The 21,711-nt window shown below is 33.2% G+C and carries 19 protein-coding genes; 13 read left to right on the top strand and 6 right to left on the bottom strand.

Translation table 11 applies throughout. From position 1 onward, the window contains the following. The first annotated feature begins 49 nt into the window (after positions 1–49). The 9 genes from L3X39_RS01990 (at position 50) to L3X39_RS01950 (ending at position 4,783) form a co-directional block, all read left to right on the top strand. Positions 50–556, top strand: coding sequence for a DUF4199 domain-containing protein (locus L3X39_RS01990; RefSeq protein ID WP_237229750.1), 507 nt, complete (start codon positions 50–52; stop codon positions 554–556). 7 nt (positions 557–563) lie between these two features. After that, on the top strand, positions 564–1,022 hold the full coding sequence (locus tag L3X39_RS01985) for a DUF1801 domain-containing protein (protein WP_237229749.1): 459 nt from the start codon (positions 564–566) through the stop codon (positions 1,020–1,022). Positions 1,023–1,041: 19 nt separating this feature from the next. Beyond that, positions 1,042–1,413, top strand: a complete 372-nt coding sequence (locus tag L3X39_RS01980; RefSeq protein ID WP_237229748.1) for a VOC family protein — start codon at positions 1,042–1,044, stop codon at positions 1,411–1,413. A 10-nt stretch (positions 1,414–1,423) separates the two neighbouring features. Beyond that, positions 1,424–1,810, top strand: coding sequence for a VOC family protein (locus L3X39_RS01975; RefSeq protein WP_237229747.1), 387 nt, complete (start codon positions 1,424–1,426; stop codon positions 1,808–1,810). A 33-nt stretch (positions 1,811–1,843) separates the two neighbouring features. Further along, positions 1,844–2,608, top strand: coding sequence for a sulfite exporter TauE/SafE family protein (locus tag L3X39_RS01970; protein ID WP_237229746.1), 765 nt, complete (start codon positions 1,844–1,846; stop codon positions 2,606–2,608). A gap of 95 nt (positions 2,609–2,703) precedes the next feature. After that, positions 2,704–3,150 (top strand): TM2 domain-containing protein, encoded by a 447-nt coding sequence (locus L3X39_RS01965; protein WP_237229745.1) that lies wholly within the window; start codon positions 2,704–2,706, stop codon positions 3,148–3,150. Between the two features lie 109 nt (positions 3,151–3,259). Continuing rightward, positions 3,260–3,583, top strand: a complete 324-nt coding sequence (locus L3X39_RS01960) for an ArsR/SmtB family transcription factor (protein ID WP_237229744.1) — start codon at positions 3,260–3,262, stop codon at positions 3,581–3,583. 58 nt (positions 3,584–3,641) lie between these two features. Continuing rightward, positions 3,642–4,151: a DUF6428 family protein gene (locus L3X39_RS01955; protein ID WP_237229743.1), complete on the top strand. Its 510-nt coding sequence runs from the start codon at positions 3,642–3,644 to the stop codon at positions 4,149–4,151. 23 nt (positions 4,152–4,174) lie between these two features. Beyond that, positions 4,175–4,783 (top strand): arsenate-mycothiol transferase ArsC, encoded by a 609-nt coding sequence (locus tag L3X39_RS01950; protein ID WP_237229742.1) that lies wholly within the window; start codon positions 4,175–4,177, stop codon positions 4,781–4,783. A gap of 9 nt (positions 4,784–4,792) precedes the next feature. Here L3X39_RS01950 and L3X39_RS01945 read toward each other — a convergent pair whose 3' ends face one another. The 3 genes from L3X39_RS01945 to L3X39_RS01935 form a co-directional block, all read right to left on the bottom strand. Beyond that, on the bottom strand, positions 4,793–6,622 hold the full coding sequence (locus L3X39_RS01945) for a GNAT family N-acyltransferase (RefSeq protein ID WP_237229741.1): 1,830 nt from the start codon (positions 6,620–6,622) through the stop codon (positions 4,793–4,795). 22 nt (positions 6,623–6,644) lie between these two features. After that, entirely contained in the window at positions 6,645–7,895 is a 1,251-nt protein-coding gene (locus tag L3X39_RS01940) for an aspartate kinase (protein ID WP_237229740.1), read from the bottom strand. A gap of 77 nt (positions 7,896–7,972) precedes the next feature. After that, positions 7,973–8,467 (bottom strand): GNAT family N-acetyltransferase, encoded by a 495-nt coding sequence (locus L3X39_RS01935; protein WP_237229739.1) that lies wholly within the window; start codon positions 8,465–8,467, stop codon positions 7,973–7,975. A 127-nt stretch (positions 8,468–8,594) separates the two neighbouring features. On the opposite strand from L3X39_RS01935, the gene fbp reads away from it, so the two are divergent. Continuing rightward, positions 8,595–9,599, top strand: a complete 1,005-nt coding sequence (gene fbp, locus L3X39_RS01930; RefSeq protein ID WP_237229738.1) for a class 1 fructose-bisphosphatase — start codon at positions 8,595–8,597, stop codon at positions 9,597–9,599. 51 nt (positions 9,600–9,650) lie between these two features. On the opposite strand, the gene L3X39_RS01925 is transcribed toward fbp, so the two are convergent. Both L3X39_RS01925 and gltB read right to left on the bottom strand, forming a co-directional pair. Continuing rightward, the gene (locus L3X39_RS01925; protein WP_237229737.1) at positions 9,651–11,114 is read right to left on the bottom strand and encodes a glutamate synthase subunit beta; all 1,464 of its coding nucleotides are present in this window, start codon (positions 11,112–11,114) and stop codon (positions 9,651–9,653) included. Positions 11,115–11,118: 4 nt separating this feature from the next. Then, a complete protein-coding gene (gltB, locus tag L3X39_RS01920; RefSeq protein WP_237229736.1) occupies positions 11,119–15,633 on the bottom strand; it encodes a glutamate synthase large subunit in 4,515 nt (1,504 codons plus the stop codon). A 465-nt stretch (positions 15,634–16,098) separates the two neighbouring features. On the opposite strand from gltB, the gene L3X39_RS01915 reads away from it, so the two are divergent. The 3 genes from L3X39_RS01915 to L3X39_RS01905 all read left to right on the top strand — a co-directional run bounded on the left by L3X39_RS01915 (position 16,099) and on the right by L3X39_RS01905 (position 18,754). Further along, positions 16,099–17,097 carry an outer membrane beta-barrel protein gene (locus L3X39_RS01915; RefSeq protein ID WP_237229735.1) on the top strand — a complete coding sequence of 333 codons (999 nt, stop codon included), beginning with the start codon at positions 16,099–16,101 and terminating at the stop codon, positions 17,095–17,097. Between the two features lie 75 nt (positions 17,098–17,172). Continuing rightward, positions 17,173–17,511 (top strand): P-II family nitrogen regulator, encoded by a 339-nt coding sequence (locus tag L3X39_RS01910; RefSeq protein WP_237229734.1) that lies wholly within the window; start codon positions 17,173–17,175, stop codon positions 17,509–17,511. A 22-nt stretch (positions 17,512–17,533) separates the two neighbouring features. Then, a complete protein-coding gene (locus tag L3X39_RS01905) occupies positions 17,534–18,754 on the top strand; it encodes an ammonium transporter (RefSeq protein ID WP_237229733.1) in 1,221 nt (406 codons plus the stop codon). Between the two features lie 144 nt (positions 18,755–18,898). Here the strand turns inward: L3X39_RS01905 and L3X39_RS01900 are convergent, their stop codons facing one another. Further along, positions 18,899–21,490 (bottom strand): phosphoenolpyruvate carboxylase, encoded by a 2,592-nt coding sequence (locus L3X39_RS01900; RefSeq protein WP_237229732.1) that lies wholly within the window; start codon positions 21,488–21,490, stop codon positions 18,899–18,901. Positions 21,491–21,711: the final 221 nt, after the last annotated feature.

Raw genomic sequence — 21,711 nt, 5'->3', positions numbered from 1 at the left:
TACTGCCCACATTATCTACTTTTGGCTAATCAATCTTAAAACGAACATTATGAAAAAAACAGTGATTAAGTACGGACTTTACTCATTAATAAGTGGCTTTGTGTTATTTGGGTTGCCGTTCTTTTTAGGAATGGGTGTAGATTTTGACTACGGAGAACTTATAGGGTACACATCCATGGTGCTCTCTTTATTATTTGTTTATTTTGGAATCAAACACTATCGCGACAAAGTAAATAATGGGAAAGTATCTCTAGGAAAAGCTATAGGGATTGGGATGTTAATAGCTTTGTTTTCTGCACTGGGAGTTGCTGTTTTCGATTATATTTATACATCGCAGATAAATCCCGATTTTGCAAGTGAGTATTTAGAGTATTCCGTTAAAAAAATGGAAGAGACATTATCAGCAGAAGAATTAAAAGTTAAAACTGCTGAGTTAACTCAACAAATGAAAGATTATGGTAGCCCAAGTTTTATGGCGCTTATGATGTTTGCATCAGTTATAATTCTTGGTTTTATAATTTCTTTAATTTCGGGTTTAATATTACAACGAAAATAAATTTACTATGCAATATAAGGCCACATCACCAGAAGATTATATTAGTCAAGTTCCGGCAGAAAGACAAGATGCTTTAAAAAAGTTAAGAAAAGTGATTAATGATAGTTTACCTAAAGGTTTTGAAGAAGGTATACAGTATGGCATGATAGGTTACTACGTACCTCATTCTATATATCCAGATGGGTATCATTGTAATCCGAAAGAACCTTTACCTTTTATGAGTTTTGCTTCTCAAAAAAATTCAGTAAACCTTTACCACAGCGGTATTTATTCCCAACCTGAACTACACGATTGGTTTGTAAAAGAATACCCTAAACATTGTAAAAGTAAATTAGATATGGGTAAAAGCTGTATTAGATTTAAAAAAGTAGAAGACATTCCGTTTAAATTAATTGAAGAACTTTCAAAGAAAATGACGGTAGCGCAATGGATTGATATTTATGAAACAGCCATAAAGAAAAAATAATCAACAAAAAACAAAAATTATGAAATTAGGAACATTTTCTGCAAGCTTAAGTGTGAAAGACATAAAGGCTTCAAAGGCATTTTATGAAACTCTTGGGTTTACCCAGTTTGCTGGCGATATTCAAATGAATTATCTCATTATGAAAAATGGTAACGCCCTTATAGGCTTATTTCAAGGGATGTTTGAGCAAAATATTTTAACCTTTAATCCTGGTTGGGATGAAAATGCCAATAAGGTTGAGCCCTTTGATGATGTAAGAGCTATTCAAAAACATCTAAAAAGCAACAATATAAAGTTAGAAAGAGAAGCAGATGAAAATACTTCAGGACCTGCAAGCATTGTTATGTTCGACCCCGATGGAAATACAATATTAATTGACCAACACGTATAAAATTAAAAAAATGAAGAAAAGAGTAACTGGTATTGGCGGATTGTTTTTTAAAACCAAAGATCCTAAGGCAACAAAAGATTGGTATAAAAAACATTTAGGATTTAATACCGATGATTATGGGTGTACCTTTTGGTGGAAGGATAAAGAAGGAAAAGAGTGCTCTACCCAATGGAGTCCTTTTGCTCAAGACACTAAATATTATGAGCCTTCAAAAAAAGACTTTATGTTTAATTATCGTGTGGAAAACCTTCATGAGCTCCTTAAAGAATTAAAAGCCGAAGGAGTAACTATAGTTGGAGAGGTTGAAGAATATGATTATGGTAAATTTGGATGGATTTTAGATAACGATGGTAACAAAATAGAGCTTTGGGAACCTATTGATAGTGCTTTTTTGTAAATTCGTTTTCAAAATACAACAACCTAAACACTATTGACTTATTTAGAAATACTTCAATCTTATAATTTAACTGCATTGCAATGGATAGCCATTGGGTTTGCAGTTTTTTTATTGGGCTTATCTAAATCTGGTATCAAAGGCATAGGCATAATTATTGTTGTAATTCTCGCTTTTGTTTTTGGCGAAAAAGCATCAACAGGCGTTTTACTTCCTATGTTAATTTGCGCCGATATTTTAGCTGTTATTTATTACAACAGGCACGCCCAATGGAAATATATTAAAAAGCTAATACCATCAATGGTTATTGGTGTTTTGGTAGGTGTATGGATTGGTAATGATATTTCCGAAGTTCTTTTTAAAAGATTAATGGCAATTATTATCATTGCTTCTGTACTTATTATGTTTTATACAGAAAACAGAAAATCCAATAAAGTGCCAACTAATAGGTGGTTTGCCAATACAACGGGGTTTTTAGCCGGTTTTGCTACTATGATTGGCAATCTCGCAGGACCAATTTCAAACATTTACTTTTTGGCAATGCGGTTTCCTAAAAATGAGTTTATCGGAACCGCAGCGTGGTTATTCTTTATAATAAATGTGTTTAAATTGCCCTTTCATTTTTTTGTTTGGAAAACGGTTACCAAAGAAACTCTTATTTTAAATTCGGTTTTAATTCCAACAGTTATAGTTGGTTTCTTCTTAGGAGCATATATTGTTAAGCTAATTTCCAATGTAAACTATAGGCGTTTTATACTTATAGTTACTGCTATTGGAGGGATTGTTTTATTATTCAGATAGCTATTTTTGTAACATTCCATTATTTTGATTGACATATAGTTAGTAGTGAATTTAATTTTTTACTACATTTAAATTCTAATCAAAAAATAAAGATTATGTCTGACGAAAAAAATTTAAGCGATGACCTAAATGACATGTTAGGCGATGCAAAAGAAGGTGCAAAAAAAGCCGCTGATAAAGCAGAGAAATTTGCTGGTGAAGCAAAAGAAAAAGCAAAGGAATTTGCAAAAGAAGCTAAAGAATCGGCATCAGAGTTTACTGAAAGCGCTAAAGAAACATTTGCATCTGGAGATAACAAAAAGATATTAGCTGGTATTCTTGCAATAATTTTTGGATGGGCTGGGGTTCATAAATTTGTCTTGGGTTATAATAAAGAAGGTGCAATTATGCTAATAGCATCGATAATATTGTACTTTGTAACTTGTGGAATTGGTACGACGGCTATTTGGGCAATTGGTTTAATAGAGGGGATTATCTATTTAACAAAATCTGATGCTGAATTTTATAACACCTATCAAGCTGGTAAAAAACCTTGGTTTTAAAATATCTTGATAAGATTTAACTTATAATAAAAAGGAAAAGTCAAAATTTCTATGTTTTGACTTTTTTATTTAATTTTAATATCGTAATATTGCAATATAATAATAACAAATGGGCATTACTAAAACACAAATTTTTACTGAACAGCAAAATGATTTAGCTCAATTTTTTAAAGTGCTTGGTCACCCAGCTAGAGTAGCTATTTTACAGTATATAAGCAATCAAAATGCATGTATTTGTAACGATTTGGTAGAAGAAATTGGTTTAGCACAAGCTACGATATCTCAACACTTAAAGGAACTTAAAAGTATAGGACTCTTAATCGGTGAAGTTGAAGGAAAAAGTATGTGCTACTGTATTAACGTAAACCGTTGGGTTGAGTTACAAAACCAATTAAACGCATTTTTTAATAAAACAAAATCTAATTGCTGCTAGACTGTTTTTGTAATGCTGAACTTAATTCAGCATCACATAAAATTTTAAAAATAACAATATGAAAACGCAAGAATTTTTTAAAGTACTAGAGGAAAACAAGGACAAATCCTTATTGTTTGAATATACACCAAACAAATTGGTTGGTGCTAATTACCATATTACCGAAGTAAAACATATTTCGGTAGATTCTGTTGACTGTGGTTCGCAAACAGATACGTGGAATGAAACTGTTATTCAGCTTTGGGAAAGCCCATTAGAGAAATCTAAAACTGAATATATGAGTGCTTATAAGGCCTTGGCAATTCTTAAAAAAGTAGGAACAATGAAACCTTATGATTTAGATTCTGAGGTTAAATTTGAATATAGCAATGCCAATTTTCATACAGCACAACTTTTTGTTAACGATTTTGAGGTTCGTGAGAACAACCTAGTTGTTAAATTAGCGGTTGAAAAAACAGACTGTAAAGCTAAAGAGCTTTGTGGAGTTCCAGAAAAGGTTGTTGCATTTGCTGAAGGCGTTTTAGAAAAAACAGAACCATGTTGTTCACCAGACGGTAACTGCTGTTAATTTAAACAAATACAGAAAAACAAATGTTTGAAATAATATCTAAAACTATTAATTCATTAGATACGTCGATTATTTCTAATGAAAGAAAAGAAGTTCTTAACTCTTTAAAAGTATATTTAGAAGATAAAATTGAAACGAATAAACCTATTCGATTAAATTTTATTTGCACGCATAATTCTAGACGCAGCCATTTGTCTCAAATTTGGGCTCAAACTATGGCTGCTTATTATAATATAAATAATGTAAGTTGCTATTCTGGTGGAACTGAAGCAACAGCCATGTTTCCTAAGGTTGCAGAAACTTTAAAGAACCAAGGCTTTAAAATCAATAGACTTTCAGACGAAAATAATCCTGTTTATAGTATTAAATTTTCGCAAAACGAACCTGCTATTATTGCTTTTTCAAAGGAGTTTAGTCACGATTTTAATCCAGCTTCAGAGTTTGCGGCGATTATGACATGTTCATCAGCTGATGAAGGCTGTCCAATGGTTTTTGGATGCGATAAACGAATTGCAATAACTTATGAGGATCCAAAAAAATCTGATGGAACACCACAACAAACGGAAACCTATTTTAATAGAAGCCTGCAAATAGCTACTGAAATGAAGTATGTGTTTTCTAATTTGGGTTAACACTAAGTTTTAGTCCCCATTTTTTTCCATAAACTTTCGCTCCAATTCTGCTTGAAACTCTTCCATTACAGGACGCACAGTGCTTTCAGGTAAGTCGGCAATTTTAATGTACATTAAACCATCTACCGAGTTATTAAACAACGGGTCTACATTAAAAGCTACTAATCGGGCGTTTTGTTTTATATACTTTTTAAGCAAAACAGGTAATCGTAAAGCTCCTGGTTCAATTTCATCAATAAACTTATCAAACTTGTTTAAATCGGCTTCAGCTTCATCAAAAACAAAGTCTTTGTCAGCATCTTTAAGTTTTACTTTAAACTCCTTTTTAGGGCGTACGTATTGCGCTATATAAGGGTCATAATAATGCGATTTCATAAACTCAACCATTAAAGACTTCGAGAAGTTTGAAAACTGATTACTAATACTTACACCGCCAATTAAATACTTGTGTTCTGGATAGCGCAATGTGGTATGCACAATGCCTTTCCAAAGTAAAAATAGCGGCATAGGTTTTTGTTGGTATTCTTTAATGATAAAAGCGCGTCCCATTTCGATGGACTGACTCATCATTTTATAAAGTTCGGGTTCAAACCTAAATAAATCTTGAAGATAAAAACCATCTATACCATAACGCTCAAAAATTTTTGAACCTAAGCCCATTCTGTATGCTCCGGCAAGTAAATTTTGCTCATTATCCCATAAAAACATATGGTGGTAATAATTGTCGAAAGTATCTAAATCAATGGCTTCGTTGGTTCCTTCACCCACTTCTCTAAAAGTAATTTCTCTTAACCGTCCAATTTCCCTTAAAACATTTGGTATTTTGTTGGCTTCTGCTAAAAACACCTCATAGTTTTTACTTTCTAAAAGTCTAGAATTATCTTTTCTTAAAGCGTCTACCTCTTGCATCATCAACTCTTTTTGCACAGGAGTAACAATACGCTTTGGCATTTTGGGTGTTTTTAATGAAGACGAAATATTATCTAATATTTTAGGTTTATCTTCAAATGCATTAGATAGCATATAGGTTTTTCGTCTTAAAAATTCTGAAAACTCCTCAATAGTTGTATGTTCTTTTTGGTCATCAACAGAAATTGGTCTGCCTATTCTAACTTTAATAGTTCGGCGCTTTTGAGTTAACAGTTCCGAAGGTAATTTGGCGGTTCTAAACGTATCGTTAATTTTAGAAAGCTTGTAAAATAACTTGCTGTTTTTAGCATGAAAATATATAGGAACCACTGGAACCTCTGCTTTTTTAACCAATTTCATTGCTGCTTCTTCCCAGGGTCTGTCTACAACTAATTTTCCATCACGATACGTTGAAACTTCTCCAGCGGGGAAAATACCTAGAGGATGTCCTTCTCTTAAATGTAAAATAGAATTTTTAAAACCAGAGATACTAGATTTTACATCTTTCCTGTCTTCAAAAGGATTAACAGGCATAATGTACGGTTTTAAGGGTTCAATTCTATGTAATAAAAAATTAGCTATTATTTTAAAATCTTTGCGTTGTTCAAGCATCAATTTTAATAATAAAATCCCATCAATACCTCCTAATGGATGGTTAGATATTGTTATGTAAGCACCGTCTTTTGGTAAACGTTTTAAATCTTCTTCTGGGATTTCGAATTTAATTTGAAAATCGTCTAGAATACCATTTAAAAAAGGGAGTTCTTCTAAATGTTTATTGCGTTTATAGATTTTGTTAAGCTTAGAAATTTTTAGAATTTTCATTAATAGCCAACCAATAAAAGTACCTATAAAGCCATATTTATCTAACTGAATAGCTTTTGCGACTTCTTTCGCGGTTACTAACCCTATATCTTGTTGCTTGGTCATGGATGTAAATGTACTAAATTGTTTATTTAGTTACTACTTGAACGGTTTCTCGAGTTAATTGTTTCAATAATACAGTTTTACCAGCTTCAATTTGCTTAATCGCCGCTTGGTTGTAATGACGGATGGTGTAAAGCGATACATTTTCGTTATAGGTTACTTTAAATTTTGCTCTTAAATGATGTAATAATTTATCGAGGTTGTCATAAACATTATCAATACATACAGAAAAACTTATTGCGGAGTTTTGAATGACATCTACTTTCATTTTATAATGATGTAACAAGTTAAAAATTTCGCTAATATTTTCTTCAACAATATATGAGAAATCCAATGATGATAATGAAATTAAAACTTGATGTTTCTTGACTATAAAACAAGGCATCATAGGCTCTAAGGGTACATTTTTACCAATTCTAGTTCCAGCCGTTTCAGGTTTTAAAAACGATTTAACATATAATGGAATTTCCTTTCTTTGTAAAGGTTGTAAGGTTTTAGGGTGAATTACCGAAGCTCCATAAAATGCTAATTCAATAGCCTCAGAATATGAAATTTTATTTAATAATTTGGCATTTTCAAAGTATCTGGGATCTGCATTTAAAACACCTGGAACATCTTTCCAAATGGTTACACTTTCGGCATTTAAACAATATGCAAAAATAGCCGCTGTATAATCGCTACCTTCTCTACCTAAAGTTGTTGTAAAATTATGAGCATCACTACCCAAAAAACCCTGTGTAATATTTAAAACGGATTTATTAAAATTTGATGAAATTAAACTTTGTGTAGTTTCCCAATTTATATTGGCTCGCCTGTAATAACTATCTGTTTTAATAAAATCTCTTACATCTAGCCAATTGTTTTGAATTCCTGTTGCATTTAAATATTCGCTTATAATGGTGGTTGAAACAAGTTCACCAAAACCAATGACTTGATCGTACACAAAATTATAATCTGGAGATTTGTTAGTGTTAAAAAACGCATTTAATTCATTAAACAATGAGGCTGTTTTTTTAAATGCCGAGTGATTTTCGTTATCAAATAAATCCAAAAGAATTTCATTATGGTATTTCTTTACCTCTTGAAGCGAACTTTGTAATTCACTCTTGTTTTCGAAATAGTTTTTAACAACTACTTCTAAAGCGTTGGTGGTTTTCCCCATTGCAGAAACCACAATTAAGGTGTTTTTGTAGCCTAATTTATTTAGGACAGATACCATATTTTTAACACCATTCGCATCTTTTACCGAAGCACCACCAAACTTAAATACTTGCATATTATAATTTTGAAAGCCCATAATGGGCGTTTAACAGATAATAACTAAACCAATCGATATAATTAAAATGCCGATTATTAGCGATTAGAGGAATTTTGAATAGATGAAATATAATTTTTTATACCGGCTTCACTTAATTGAACAACATCCCAATCACGCATAACATTGGCCCCTTTTTTTTCATAAAAAGCAATTGCTGACTCATTCCAATCTAGTACCTCCCAGTTTATGCGCTTTACACCTAAACTATGAGCGTATTTTACAACTTCATCCAATAATGCAGTGCCTATACCAGATCCTCGCACAGCTTGACTAACTATTAAATCTTCCAAGTGCAATATTTTCCCCTTCCATGTAGAGTACCTGTTATAGATTAATGCAATACCTTCAATTTTTGAGTTTACCTCTGCAACAAAACAGTGAAATGCCGGATGCTCACCAAAACCATCTTTCTCTAAATCTTTAATAGTTACTTCAACAGCCTCAGGTTCTTTTTCATAAATGGCTAATTCTTGGATTAATTTAAATACTTGAGGCATATCCTCAACGGTAGCATTCCTAATAAAAAACATTTTTTTGAATTCTAAATTTATTTTCAAATATAGCTTAAAGTTCAATATTTAATATCATTAAACTTTCACGAAAACGTTTTAGTTTCCTTAAATTTGCCAATAAATAGATTAATCAAATAATATCTTTATGACTCACAAAAAACAAACGCTTGGAGAATTTATTATTGAAAATCAAGCATCGTTTAAGTATTCTTCTGGAGAATTGTCAAGTTTAATAAACTCTATTAGGTTAGCAGCCAAAGTTGTGAATCATGAAGTTAATAAGGCTGGTTTAGTTGATATTATTGGAGCTGCCGGTGACACGAATGTACAAGGTGAAGATCAACAAAAACTAGATGTTTATGCCAACACTAAATTTATTCAAACTTTAACGAATCGAAATATTGTTTGTGGGATTGCTAGTGAAGAGGAAGACGATTTTATTTCTATTAATAGTCAAGATGAAAATCATCAAAATAAATATATTGTTTTAATAGACCCTTTAGATGGCTCCTCAAACATTGATGTAAATGTATCTGTAGGAACCATTTTTTCAATATACAGACGAGTAACACCCGTTGGAACACCTGTAACCCTCGAAGATTTTTTACAAAAAGGGAATAGGCAAGTAGCTGCAGGTTACGTAGTTTATGGCACATCTACCATGTTGGTTTACACAACAGGTGATGGGGTAAACGGCTTTACTTTAAATCCAGCTATAGGGTCGTTTTATTTGTCGCATCCTAATATGCAATTTCCAGAAGATGGAAACATATACTCGGTTAATGAAGGAAACTATTTTGATTTCCCTCAAGGGATTAAAAACTATATAAAATATTGTCAAAAAGAAGAAGAAGATAGACCTTATACGTCTAGGTATATTGGCTCTTTGGTTTCTGATTTTCATAGAAATATGATTAAAGGAGGGATATATATGTATCCGCAAGGTTCTAAAAATCCTAAGGGCAAATTAAGATTATTGTATGAATGTAATCCAATGGCTTTTTTAGCTGAACAAGCCAATGGAAAAGCAAGCGATGGTTTTACAAGAATTATGGATATAGAACCAACGGAACTCCATCAAAGAGTTCCATTTATTTGCGGGAGCAAAAACATGGTAGAAAAATGTGAAGAATTTATGAGGAATGCATAAAAAAAATGCGAACCCATTGTTCGCATTTTTTAGTCAATTTTGTATTAATTTTTACATCGCCACCAAATCACCAGAAACATCTTTTGAAGGCAAACTAGATTTCCCCATTAAATAGATATCAACTTGTCTTGCTGCTTCTCTACCTTCAGAAATAGCCCAAACAATTAATGATTGTCCGCGGCGCATATCACCAGCAGTAAATATATTAGGAATATTAGTTTGGTATTTGCCGTATTCAGCTTTGTAATTAGTACGAGCATCTTTTTCAATACCTAATTTATCAGCCAATGTGCTTTCTGGTCCAGTAAAACCTAGAGCTAATAAAGCCAAATCACAAGGCCATGTTTTTTCGGTACCTTCAATTTCTATTAATTGAGGGCGTTGACCCGGAACCATTTTCCATTCTACGTTTACCGTTTTTAAGGCGGTTAATTTGCCATTTTTATCTGTTACAAATTCTTTTGTGTTGATTAACCAGTTTCTTTCAACACCTTCTTTATGTGAAGATGATGTTTTTAACTGCAGTGGCCAATAAGGCCATGGTGTTGTTGGTGAACGATGTCCTGGAGGTTTTGGCATAATTTCAAAATTCACAACCGATTTAGCTCCGTGTCTATTAGAGGTTCCAATGCAGTCAGAACCCGTATCGCCACCACCAATTACAATTACATTTTTACCAGTTGCCATCACTTGGTTTTCTACTTTTTTACCAAATAACACTTTAGTTTGTTGGGTTAAAAAGTCCATAGCCTGTACTACACCATCGGCATCAATACCTGGAGTTGGTAAACTACGTTTTTCGGTAGCCCCACCACATAAAACAACAGCATCAAAAGCTTTTAGTTCTTCCACATCATAATTAACGCCAACATTTACATTAGTTTTAAAGACAATACCTTCAGCCTCTAAAATAGCTAGACGACGAACAATAATTTCCTTTTCCATTTTAAAATTTGGAATTCCGTAGCGTAATAACCCGCCAATTTCGTCATCACGTTCAAAAACAGTTACTGTATGTCCAGCTCTGTTCAACTGTTGTGCAGCGGCTAATCCTGCTGGACCAGAACCAACTACAGCAATAGTTTTTCCTGTTCTTGTTTTTGGAGGTTGAGGTTTTATCCAACCTTCTTTAAAGGCACGCTCCACAATATTTTTTTCAATATTTTCAATAGACACAGGGTCTTCGATAATGCCTAACACACATGATTGCTCACACGGTGCAGGACACAATCTACCCGTAAATTCAGGGAAGTTGTTAGTTGAATGCAATATCCAAGATGCTTTTTGCCATTCTCCTTGATGAACCATGTGGTTGAAATCTGGAATTAAATTCCCAAGCGGACATCCGCTATGACAAAATGGAATACCACAATCCATACAACGAGACCCTTGTTTAGTGATGGCTTCATCACTTAAAGGTATCGTGAATTCTTTATAATGCTTTACACGCTCTTCAACTGGCGTGTAATCTTCATCCTGTCTTTCAAATTCTTTAAATCCTGTTACTTTTCCCATGACATTATGCTGTTGTTAATTCTTCTACCATTGGCTCTTCAGTCTCTAAGCGTATAAGCGCACGCTTATATTCGGTAGGCATTACTTTTACAAAATTTCCTAAACTAGCATCCCAATTACTTAATAATTTATTTGCAAGTGAGCTATCTGTATATAATTTATGCTTTTCAATTAAAGCTTTTAATTCTAAGGCGTCTTGCGACGAAATTTCTTCAAATTCAATGGTTTCGGTATTACAAAGCCCATTTACAAATTTATTTTCAGGGTCGTAAACATAGGCAATACCACCACTCATACCTGCAGCAAAGTTTCTTCCCGTTTTACCAAGAACAACCACTTTACCACCTGTCATATACTCACAGCAATGATCTCCAACACCTTCAACAACAGCAATTGCTCCAGAGTTACGTACTGCAAAACGTTCACCTGCAATACCATTAATATAAGCTTCACCTTGTACAGCACCAAATAAGCAAACATTACCAATAATGATATTTTCTTCTGCTATGAAATCAGCCTTTGCTGGCTTTTTAACTATGAGTTTTGCACCAGATAATCCTTTACCCAAGTAGTCATTAGTATTTCCTTCTAAAGTGAAGGTTAAACCATGAGCTCCGAAGGCTCCAAAACTTTGACCTGCAGAACCAGTGAAATTAATATTTAAGGTGTCTTCAGGTAATCCCAAATGACCATAAATTTTTGAAATTTCATTACTTACTATGGCTCCAACGGTTCGGTTTATGTTTCTTATTGGATATTCAAGAGTCATCTTTTCTTTTCTATAGAGCGCTCTGTGAGAATCTTTAAGAATAGTAAAGTCTAGAACATTATCTAAATTATGCTCTTGCTTTTCAGTATTTTTTACAATCATTTGTCTATAAGCACCAGGTCTGTGTAAAATACTCGATAAGTCTAAGCCTTTAGCTTTGTAATGTTTGATGGCTTTATTAGCATTTATTTTGTGTGTTTGACCAACCATTTCTGCTAAAGTTCTAAAGCCTAATTGAGCCATAATGCCTCTTAATTCTTCAGCTATATAAAAGAAGAAATTAATAACGTGTTCTGGAGTTCCCTTAAAGTTTTTTCTTAACTCCTTGTCTTGAGTTGCAACACCTACAGGGCAAGTATTTAAGTGACATTTGCGCATCATAATACATCCAGATGCTACTAATGGCGCTGTTGCAAATCCAAATTCCTCAGCACCTAAAAGCGCTGCAATTGCAACATCTCGACCTGTTTTTAATTGACCATCACATTCTACAACAATTCTACTCCTTAAATTATTTAAAACAAGGGTTTGTTGTGCTTCGGCTAATCCAAGTTCCCAAGGTAAACCAGCATGTTTTAAAGATGTTAAAGGAGAGGCTCCAGTACCACCATCATATCCCGCAATAAGAACCACATCGGCTTTTGCTTTTGCAACACCAGCGGCTATGGTACCAACACCAACTTCAGACACCAATTTTACATTAATTCGAGCATCACGATTTGCATTTTTTAAATCGAAAATTAACTGTGCTAAATCTTCTATAGAGTAGATATCATGGTGCGGCGGCGGTGAAATTAACCCAACAAAAGGGGTTGAGTTTCTAGCAGCGGCAATCCATGGTAATACTTTTTCTCCTGGTAATTGTCCACCTTCACCAGGTTTAGCACCTTGTGCCATTTTTATCTGTATTTCCTTTGCATTGGTAAGGTAATGCGATGTTACTCCAAATCGTCCTGATGCCACTTGTTTAATAGCAGAGTTTCGACTATCGCCATTCATATCAGGATGAAAACGCTTTCTATCTTCTCCACCTTCACCAGAATTGGATTTTCCACCAATACGGTTCATGGCAATCGCTAAATTTTCATGGGCTTCACGAGAAATAGACCCATAAGACATTGCACCAGTTTTAAAACGTTTTACAATCTCTGTCCAAGGCTCTACTTCGTCTAAAGGAATAGGGTCTAAATTGTCAAATTCAAATAAACCACGAATAGTCATTAGGTTTTCAGACTGTTCATTGATGGACTTAGAATATACATCATAAGCGTTTTGGTCGCTTAATCTAACAGCTTGCTGTAATTTTGCAACTGTGGTTGGATTAAACAAATGTCTTTCTCCATTTCTTCTCCATCTATAATCACCACCAATATTTAATCCTAATTTCTTATCGATTTGATTATCTGGATAGGCTTGTTTGTAGCGCTCATTAATCTCTCTTTCTATCTCGTACAATCCAATACCTTCAATTCTTGAGGCGGTATATGGGAAATATTTTTCTACAAATTGTGAATTAAAACCAACAATTTCGAAAATTTGAGAACCTCTATAAGAATGTAGTGTAGAGATTCCTATTTTGTTCATTATTTTCAGAATTCCTTTACCGATAGCTTTATTAAAGTTTTCAACCGCTTTATCTTCATCCATATTGGTAATAAAGCCTTCTTTAACCTGCATTCTGATAATTTCGTTTACCATATAAGGGTTAATAGCACTTGCGCCATAGCCAAATAAAGTAGCAAAATGATGAGGTTCACGAGGTTCGGCAGATTCTATAATAATATCGAAATACGAACGCTTACGTAAGCGATTTAATTGATGGTTAACATACGAGCAAGCCAATAAAGCAGGGATTGGAGCAAACTCTTGATTAACACCTCTATCTGATAAAATAATAATATTAGTCTTCCTGTCTAAAGCCTTTTCAACTTGTGTGATTACATCTTCTAGAGCGTCTTCTAAACCATTTAACCCCTGTGCTTTTGGGTATAATATTTGAATAGTTTCGGCTTTAAAACTTTCAATATTTATGGTTCTAATTTTTTCTAAATCCGCATTAGAAATTACAGGGTTTTGAATACGAAGCTTTCTACATTGTCTTTCGGTAATACTAAAAATATTTCGGTCTTTACCTAGGTTTAGAGCAATATCGGTTACAATTTCTTCACGTATCCCATCCAATGGCGGGTTAGTTACTTGTGCAAATAACTGTTTAAAGTAATTTGATATAAGTTGAGGTCTGTCTGATAAAACCGCTAAAGGAGTATCAATACCCATAGACCCTAGTGCTTCTTTACCAGCAAGTGCCATAGGTGTAATAACCTCTTGAATGTCTTCAAAAGTGTAATTAAATAAGCGTTGGCGCGTTTTAATATCTATGGTTTCAATAGGACAAGTTTCGCTAGTATAAGGTACATCTCTTAAGTGTAAACGGGTTTTAGCCAACCACTCTTTATAGGGTCTTTCTAAAACAATTTTACTTTTAATTTCCTCATCTTTTATAATGCGTCCTTTATTCATATCAACCAAGAACATTTTTCCTGGTTCCAAACGGCCATGACTTTCAATGTCTTCAGGCGCTATATCTACAACGCCAATTTCTGACGACATGATTAGTTTTCCGCTTTTAGTTACGGTATATCTTGATGGTCTTAAACCATTTCTATCTAATAGGGCTCCAATATAATCACCATCTGTGAAAGGTACGGAAGCAGGGCCATCCCAAGGCTCCATTATACAAGCATTATATTCGTAAAATGCTTTTCTTTCTTCCGACATGGTTTTATGTTTTTCCCATGCTTCAGGGATCATCATCATCATAATTTCTGGGAGCGAACGACCTGTATGCGTAAGTAATTCAACAACCATATCCATTGAGGCTGAGTCTGATTTTCCTGGAAGAATAATTGGGAACAGCTTTTCTATTTGTGGTCCAAAAACATCACTTCTCATGATTTCTTCACGAACACGCATTCTGCTTACATTACCACGCAAGGTGTTAATTTCACCATTTTGACACATAAAGCGGAAAGGTTGTGCTAACTCCCATGTAGGCATCGTATTCGTTGAGAATCGTTGATGCACTAACGCCAAACGTGTTACTAAATCTATTTGCTGTAAATCTGTATAATAAGGCCCAATATCTTCAGGCATAATAATACCCTTATATATTAAGGTTGTAGTTGATAAACTAGGAAGATAGAAATAACTGCTTTCAGATATTTTTGACTTACGAATTTCATGCTCAGTAATTTTTCTTGCAGCATACAATTTAGCTTTAAAAGTGGCTTCGTCAATCGCCTCTGTTTTCCCAACAAAAATTTGTTCAATAAAAGGCTCTGAAGCTTTTGCAATTTCTCCAAGTTGCGATGAATCAACAGGCACTTTACGCCATCCTAAAACAGAAAGTCCTTGATTTTTTATTTCTCTTTCAAAGGTGTCTTTACAAAATTGATATTGGTTTCTTACTTTAGGAAGAAATACCATACCCACGGCATACTCCCTTGGTTCTGGAATTTTAAAATCACAAACTCTTTGAAAATATTCATGAGGGATATCTATCAATAAACCGGCACCGTCTCCTGTTTTTCCATCTGCACTAACACCACCACGATGTTCTAACTTTACAAGAATTTCAAGCGCATCATGAATGATTTGATTTGTTTTCTCTCCTTTAAGATTACAAATAAAACCTGCGCCACAGTTTTCGTGTTCAAATTCAGGTAAATATAGTCCTTGTTTCTTCAGCATAATCAACAAATTTTAGTTCTATAAATTGAGTTGGAAAGCTAAGATAGTTACAAGTAACTGAATTACAATAAGGGGTATTTCATTATTTCGATTTTAGAAGAGAACCTCAAATAAAAATATTTATATATCAATATAAGACCAGTTTTTTATTAAATATTCAATCTAAGTTTTTAACGATAATTGAAGATATCTGAATTTATAGTAACAAAAACTTTAGTTATTAAAAATAAAATCATTAAAAATTAGAAAATACTGACGATAATTCAAATTTAGACTTTGTTGAAAAATCAAAAAATCAAATAATAAACATAATACCTATAAAAAAATAGGGTAAAAATTTGAATATTGATAAAAATAAACCAAAGACCCCCTTTTTTAATGGGGGTTAAAATATTTTCATATAGTTTTACGACGTTCTTAAGGAAAATAACATAAAAAAATTAATAACTTAAAATGAAAACAATTATGAAAAAAATTATTACACTTTCAATGTTCTTTATAGCATGTAGTTTATTTGCTCAAGAAGAAGATAAAAAAAAGTTAACAATTAGTGGTTCGGTTGATGCTTACTTCCAAACCTATTTAACTGCTCCTGATAATGAAGGGGTATCTTTCGGAACTGCTTTTGCTGGACAATCAGGTTTTGCATTTGGTATGGGAAACATTATTGCAAGCTATGAAGGTGAAAAAGTTGGAGCTGTTTTAGATTTAGTTACTGGACCAAGAGGTGCTGGTGCAACTTTTAATACGGATATAGTAGATGGTATTGTAAACCAAGCATATGTTTATTGGAATGTTTCGGAAAGCACTACTTTAACTTTTGGTAGATGGAATACGTTTTTAGGTTATGAAGTAATTGCTCCAGCAGCAAACTTTAACTATAGTTGTTCTTATTTATTTTCAAGTGGTCCTTTTTCACATATGGGTTTAAAGGCTGATTTTGCTTTATCTGATGATGTAAGTTTAATGTTAGCAGTTACTAATCCTTGGGATACGAATGACGTTTCTTTTAGCGGGGAGTATGCATTTGGTGCACAATTAGGGGCTTACGGACAATTTCTTAACTTATATTATGATAGCGGAAATAATGGTGGTTTAGGATTTGAAATCGACTATACAGGTGGTTTTGATTTATCGGATTCTTTCTTCTTAGGTATCAACGGTGCATATAATGATAATGATGGTTCAGGTTTTTACGGAGCCGCCTTATATCCTCAAGTAGCAACTTCTGATAGTTTTTCAGTAGGGTTAAGAGGTGAGTATTTCGCGCTTCATGGAGATGCTAGTGATTTACCAAGTGTATTTGCTACAACTTTAACGGGTAGTTATACTTTAGAAAACTTAATTATTAAGCCAGAAATTAGATTAGATTCTTGGAGCAATTCAATGCCTTACATTGATAATGATGGTGCTGCTGCTGATAATTTAGCTGCATTTACTTTAGCTGCAATCTACTCATTCTAATATAAAAAATTCCAAAGCATCGTTTTTACAACGATGCTTTGGACTTAACGTGTAATCAATAAAACTAAATTCAATATGAAAAAAATTGAAGCAATTATTAGAAAATCCAAATATCGTGTAGTAAAAGAAGCATTGCACGAGGTTGGAGTAAATTTTTTCTCTTACTGGGATGTTACTGGTATAGGAAATGAAAAGGAAGGACATGTGTATCGTGGTGTATCGTATAGTACTAGTGATATCCAAAGAAGATATTTGTCAATTGTTGTAAATGACGATTTCGAAGAAGCAACTATTCAAGCTATTCTTAAATCTGCCGCTACTGGTGAGGTTGGTGATGGTAAAATCTTTGTATCGGACATCAAAGAAGTTTACAGAATACGAACAGGAGATAAAGGTGGTGACACTTTAAGATAATAACACTTAAAAATAACATATAATGGAAGGATTATTTACAGCAAATAACGTATGGATGATGATCTGTACAGCACTCGTTTTCTTCATGCACACTGGTTTTGCATTTTTAGAAATTGGGTTAACAAGACAAAAAAATACAATTAACATATTATTTAAGAATATCTTTATTATTACAGTAGGTCTTTTGCTTTACTACTTGGTAGGATTTAACCTTATGTATCCTGGTGAGTTTAATGGGTATATAGGATCTATTGTTCCTGGTATTTCACCACCTGAAAATGGAATGACTCCAGAGTATGCTGACGGCGGTTATACTTGGTGGACAGATTTCTTATTTCAAGGTATGTTTGCAGCAACAGCGGCAACAATAGTTTCTGGTGCTGTAGCAGAGCGCATTAAAATTGGACCTTTTATGGTTTTTACAGTTATTTATGTAGGATTAATTTACCCAATAGCTGGATCATGGAAATGGGGTGGAGGATTCTTAGATGAATTAGGATTTTATGATTTTGCAGGTTCTACATTAGTACATTCAGTTGGTGGTTGGGCTGCATTAGTAGCAGTTTGGTTACTAGGATCAAGAATAGGTAAATTTAAAGATGGTAAACCTCAGGCAATTCCAGGACATAGCATACCAATGGCAACTGCAGGGGTATTAATTTTATGGTTAGGATGGTTTGGATTTAACGGAGGTTCTGTGCTTTCAGCTGACCCAGAATTAACGTCTTTAGCATTGGTAACTACGTGTTTAGCTGCTGCCGCAGGTGGAGTAGTTGCTGCACTTGTGTCTTTTTTAAGATTCAAAAATTTAGATTTAACCATGTTCTTAAATGGTATTTTAGGAGGATTGGTTGGTATTACAGCAGGGGCAGATGTTATGACTCCAGAAAGTGCGATTCTAATTGGTGCTGTTGCAGGAGCTTTAATTGTTTTTGCGGTTAGTTTTATTGACGCTATTAAATTAGATGACCCAGTTGGTGCTATTGCAGTACATTTAGTTTGTGGTATTTGGGGAACTTTAGCAGTTGGAATTTTTTCAACTAACCCAGACCATACTTTTGTAGCTCAATTAATAGGTGTTCTTTGTTATGCGGGAATTTGTATAGTATCTTCTTTCTTAATATTCTTTGTACTTAAGAAAACAGTAGGCATCAGAGTTTCTGAAAAAGAAGAACTTGAAGGTTTAGATGCGCACGAGCACGGTATGGATGCTTATCCAGATTTTAGATTAAATGAGCATTAGAATATAAATATATCTTTAGTTAGTGTTAAAGGGTGTCTTGTTTTATACAAGGCGCCCTTTTTCTTTAAGATGATATTATAATACTAAAAAAGCTTTTACAATTAAATTGTAAAAGCTTTTTTACTTAAGTTAAGAATTTGAGTTTTAAGCAGAATTTCTACTAGCATTAATGTTTCCGAATAATGAACGTGTAACAATTTTCTCGAAAATTTTCTTTTGTTCATCATCAACAGAAACGCCTGCTTTTTCTAATTCTTGAATTTTTTTAAGAGCAAATTGTTGTATTGTAAGCAAAGGGAGAACGATAGATTCTCTAACCTCAATAGATGCTTTTCCTGAAGGTTCGTTTTCCATCAATTCTTGATACCCTGTTAGTTTTAAAAGTAAGTTTTTAGTAGTTGTATATTCTGTATAAATAATATTCCAAAAAGCTCCAAACTCTTCATCATTAGACATATACTTGGTTAAATCAAAAAATGATTTCGTCAAACTCATCATACTGTTTTCAAGGAGCGTTTTAAAGAATTTAGAGTTATTATATAACTGTTCTACTTTATAGAATTCACCTTTATCTTCATATTTTTTTAATGCAGTACCTACTCCAAAAAATCCAGGAACATTTTGCTTTAATTGACTCCAAGAGCCAACAAAAGGAATAGCTCTTAAATCAGAAAACACTAATTTATCAGAATTACCTCGTTTTGAAGGGCGACTTCCAATATTGGTTTTTGCATAATATTTTAAAGTACTCATACGCTCTAAATAAGGTATGAACATTGGGTGACTTTTAAAATCCTTATAGGTTTGGTAGCTAGTTTCAGCTAAGTCATTCATTACAACTCTATCTTCATCAGACATTTTATTTTTATCACTACCTATTCTGTTTTTAATTCCTGAACTTATTAATTGCTCTAAGTTATATTGAGAAGAATCTAGGGTTCCAAAATTAGAGCTTATTGTTTGCCCTTGTATAGTAAGTTGTACTTCTTTGTCTTCAATAGTTGGACCTAATGAAGCATAAAACTGATGTGTTTTACCGCCACCACGAGCAGGAGGTCCACCACGACCATCAAAGAAAATTGCTGTAACATCATATTTTCTAGACATCTCAGTAAGTAATTCCTTAGCTTTATATATACCCCAATTGGCCATTAAATAGCCTCCATCTTTAGTGCCATCAGAAAAACCAAGCATGATAGTTTGTTTACTTCCGCGCTCGCTTAAATGTGCCATATACTCTTTATTAGTATATAGCTGCTCCATAACTTTAGGAGCGTTTTCTAAGTCGGTAATAGTTTCAAATAAAGGAGCGATATCAACGGTTAATTCATCTTTAAAAGCCACCATTTTTAACATGGCGAAAAGTTGCATAACATTTAAAGCTGTTTGGTTGTTGCTTATTATATATCGGTTTGCTCCACGTTCGCCATTGGTTTTTTGAATATCCTTAATTATACCAATGGTTTTTAAGGTGTTTCTTACCATTTCATCTTCAAAAGAATCTAAATCAGTAATATTGTCATTTGCTTTGGCAAGTATTTTAATTTGCTCTTTTTCGGATAAATCGTGATAATTACTTGGGAATGACGAACTACCGGTATTGATTAAATGATCTATAACTGTTGTGAAAACGGAATGGTGTATTCTACTGTCTTGTCTGATATCTAAAGTTGCAAAATAAAATCCGAACATATGGATTCTGTTTATCAATTTATTAATGTCATTAACATAAAGTGATTGATGTTCATCAACAACGGTATTTCTTATGTCAAGTAACTCTATTATTAACTCCTTAGATGTTATACTATCTTCAGGATTTAAGTTAATGCTATAATTATATAGTCTGGTTTCTAAATTAATAACACGCTCTTCAACACCTCTAAAAGTTAGTTTGCGTCTTAATTTTTTAAGATCTAAGTAATATTTTTTTAAGATGGTTTGCTTTAATTTTGCCGCAACCTTAAGAGTGGTATCTGGTTTTACAAAAGGGTTTCCATCTCTATCCCCTCCAGGCCAGAATCCAATGTTTATTATTTCATTGTGTTTTTTCCCGTCGTCATAAATGTTTTGTTGGATGTAATTGTATATTTCGCCAAACGATTTATAAAATACATTTTCTAAATACCATATTAAACTAATGGCTTCGTCGTAAGGTGTTGGTTTTTCTCTTTTAAAGAATGGGGTTTTACCTAATTGACCAAATAAATTATTGATTTTTGATAAATCGTTGTCTTTTATAGCTTGAGTTAAATCTGTAATAATGCCTAAAACAGAACCTGGATAAAATTGTGTTGGATGGGCAGTTAAAACAATTCGTACTTTAAACTCTTCAAGATAATTTTTTAATTCTTCTATTTGATTTTCTGAAACAGCTGACTCTTTTAAGTTTCTTAAAGTTCCAATGCCTTCCATATTGTTAACTATTGGGAAAGCAGCATCTTCAATGGCATCAAATAAAACTACCTGTCTTTCGATATATTGAATAAATCTAAAAAGAAGATCTATTCTACTTTCTTCAGTACGTCGCGCCTGGTATTTTTTAAAAAAAGTATCAACTATGGTTGTAGGATCGTCTCCTTTTTCAAATCCTTTTTTGCAAGTTTCATGAAACAGAGGAAGTAAAACGCCCGTTTTTGTAATAGCATCAAAAGGAAGTGTCATAAATATACTATTGTATATTTGGTATTTTGACAATACGTTTTGCTTAAATCGGGTTAGTTTTGGCTCTACTGACATGTTTTTTTACTATTGAAAATTAACTATAAATGTAGTGAAGCTATTATTAAAGTTAGCAAGCTATTAGAATAATTATTAATATTTTTTATTTAATGAATTCTAATTGTGAATAATTAAAAAAAAACGCCATTAAATAGGTTTTTTGTAACCATATAAATAGCTAGTAGTTGTGGTTAAAGAGATTTTTTAATATCAAAAACTAAAAAAGGGCGATTTCTGAA

This window comes from Flaviramulus multivorans (assembly GCF_021728415.1).
Lineage (GTDB): Bacteria > Bacteroidota > Bacteroidia > Flavobacteriales > Flavobacteriaceae > Sabulilitoribacter > Sabulilitoribacter multivorans.
The sequence above is the reverse complement of the archived record's forward strand: the minus strand, read 5'-3'. Positions and strand labels throughout refer to the sequence as shown.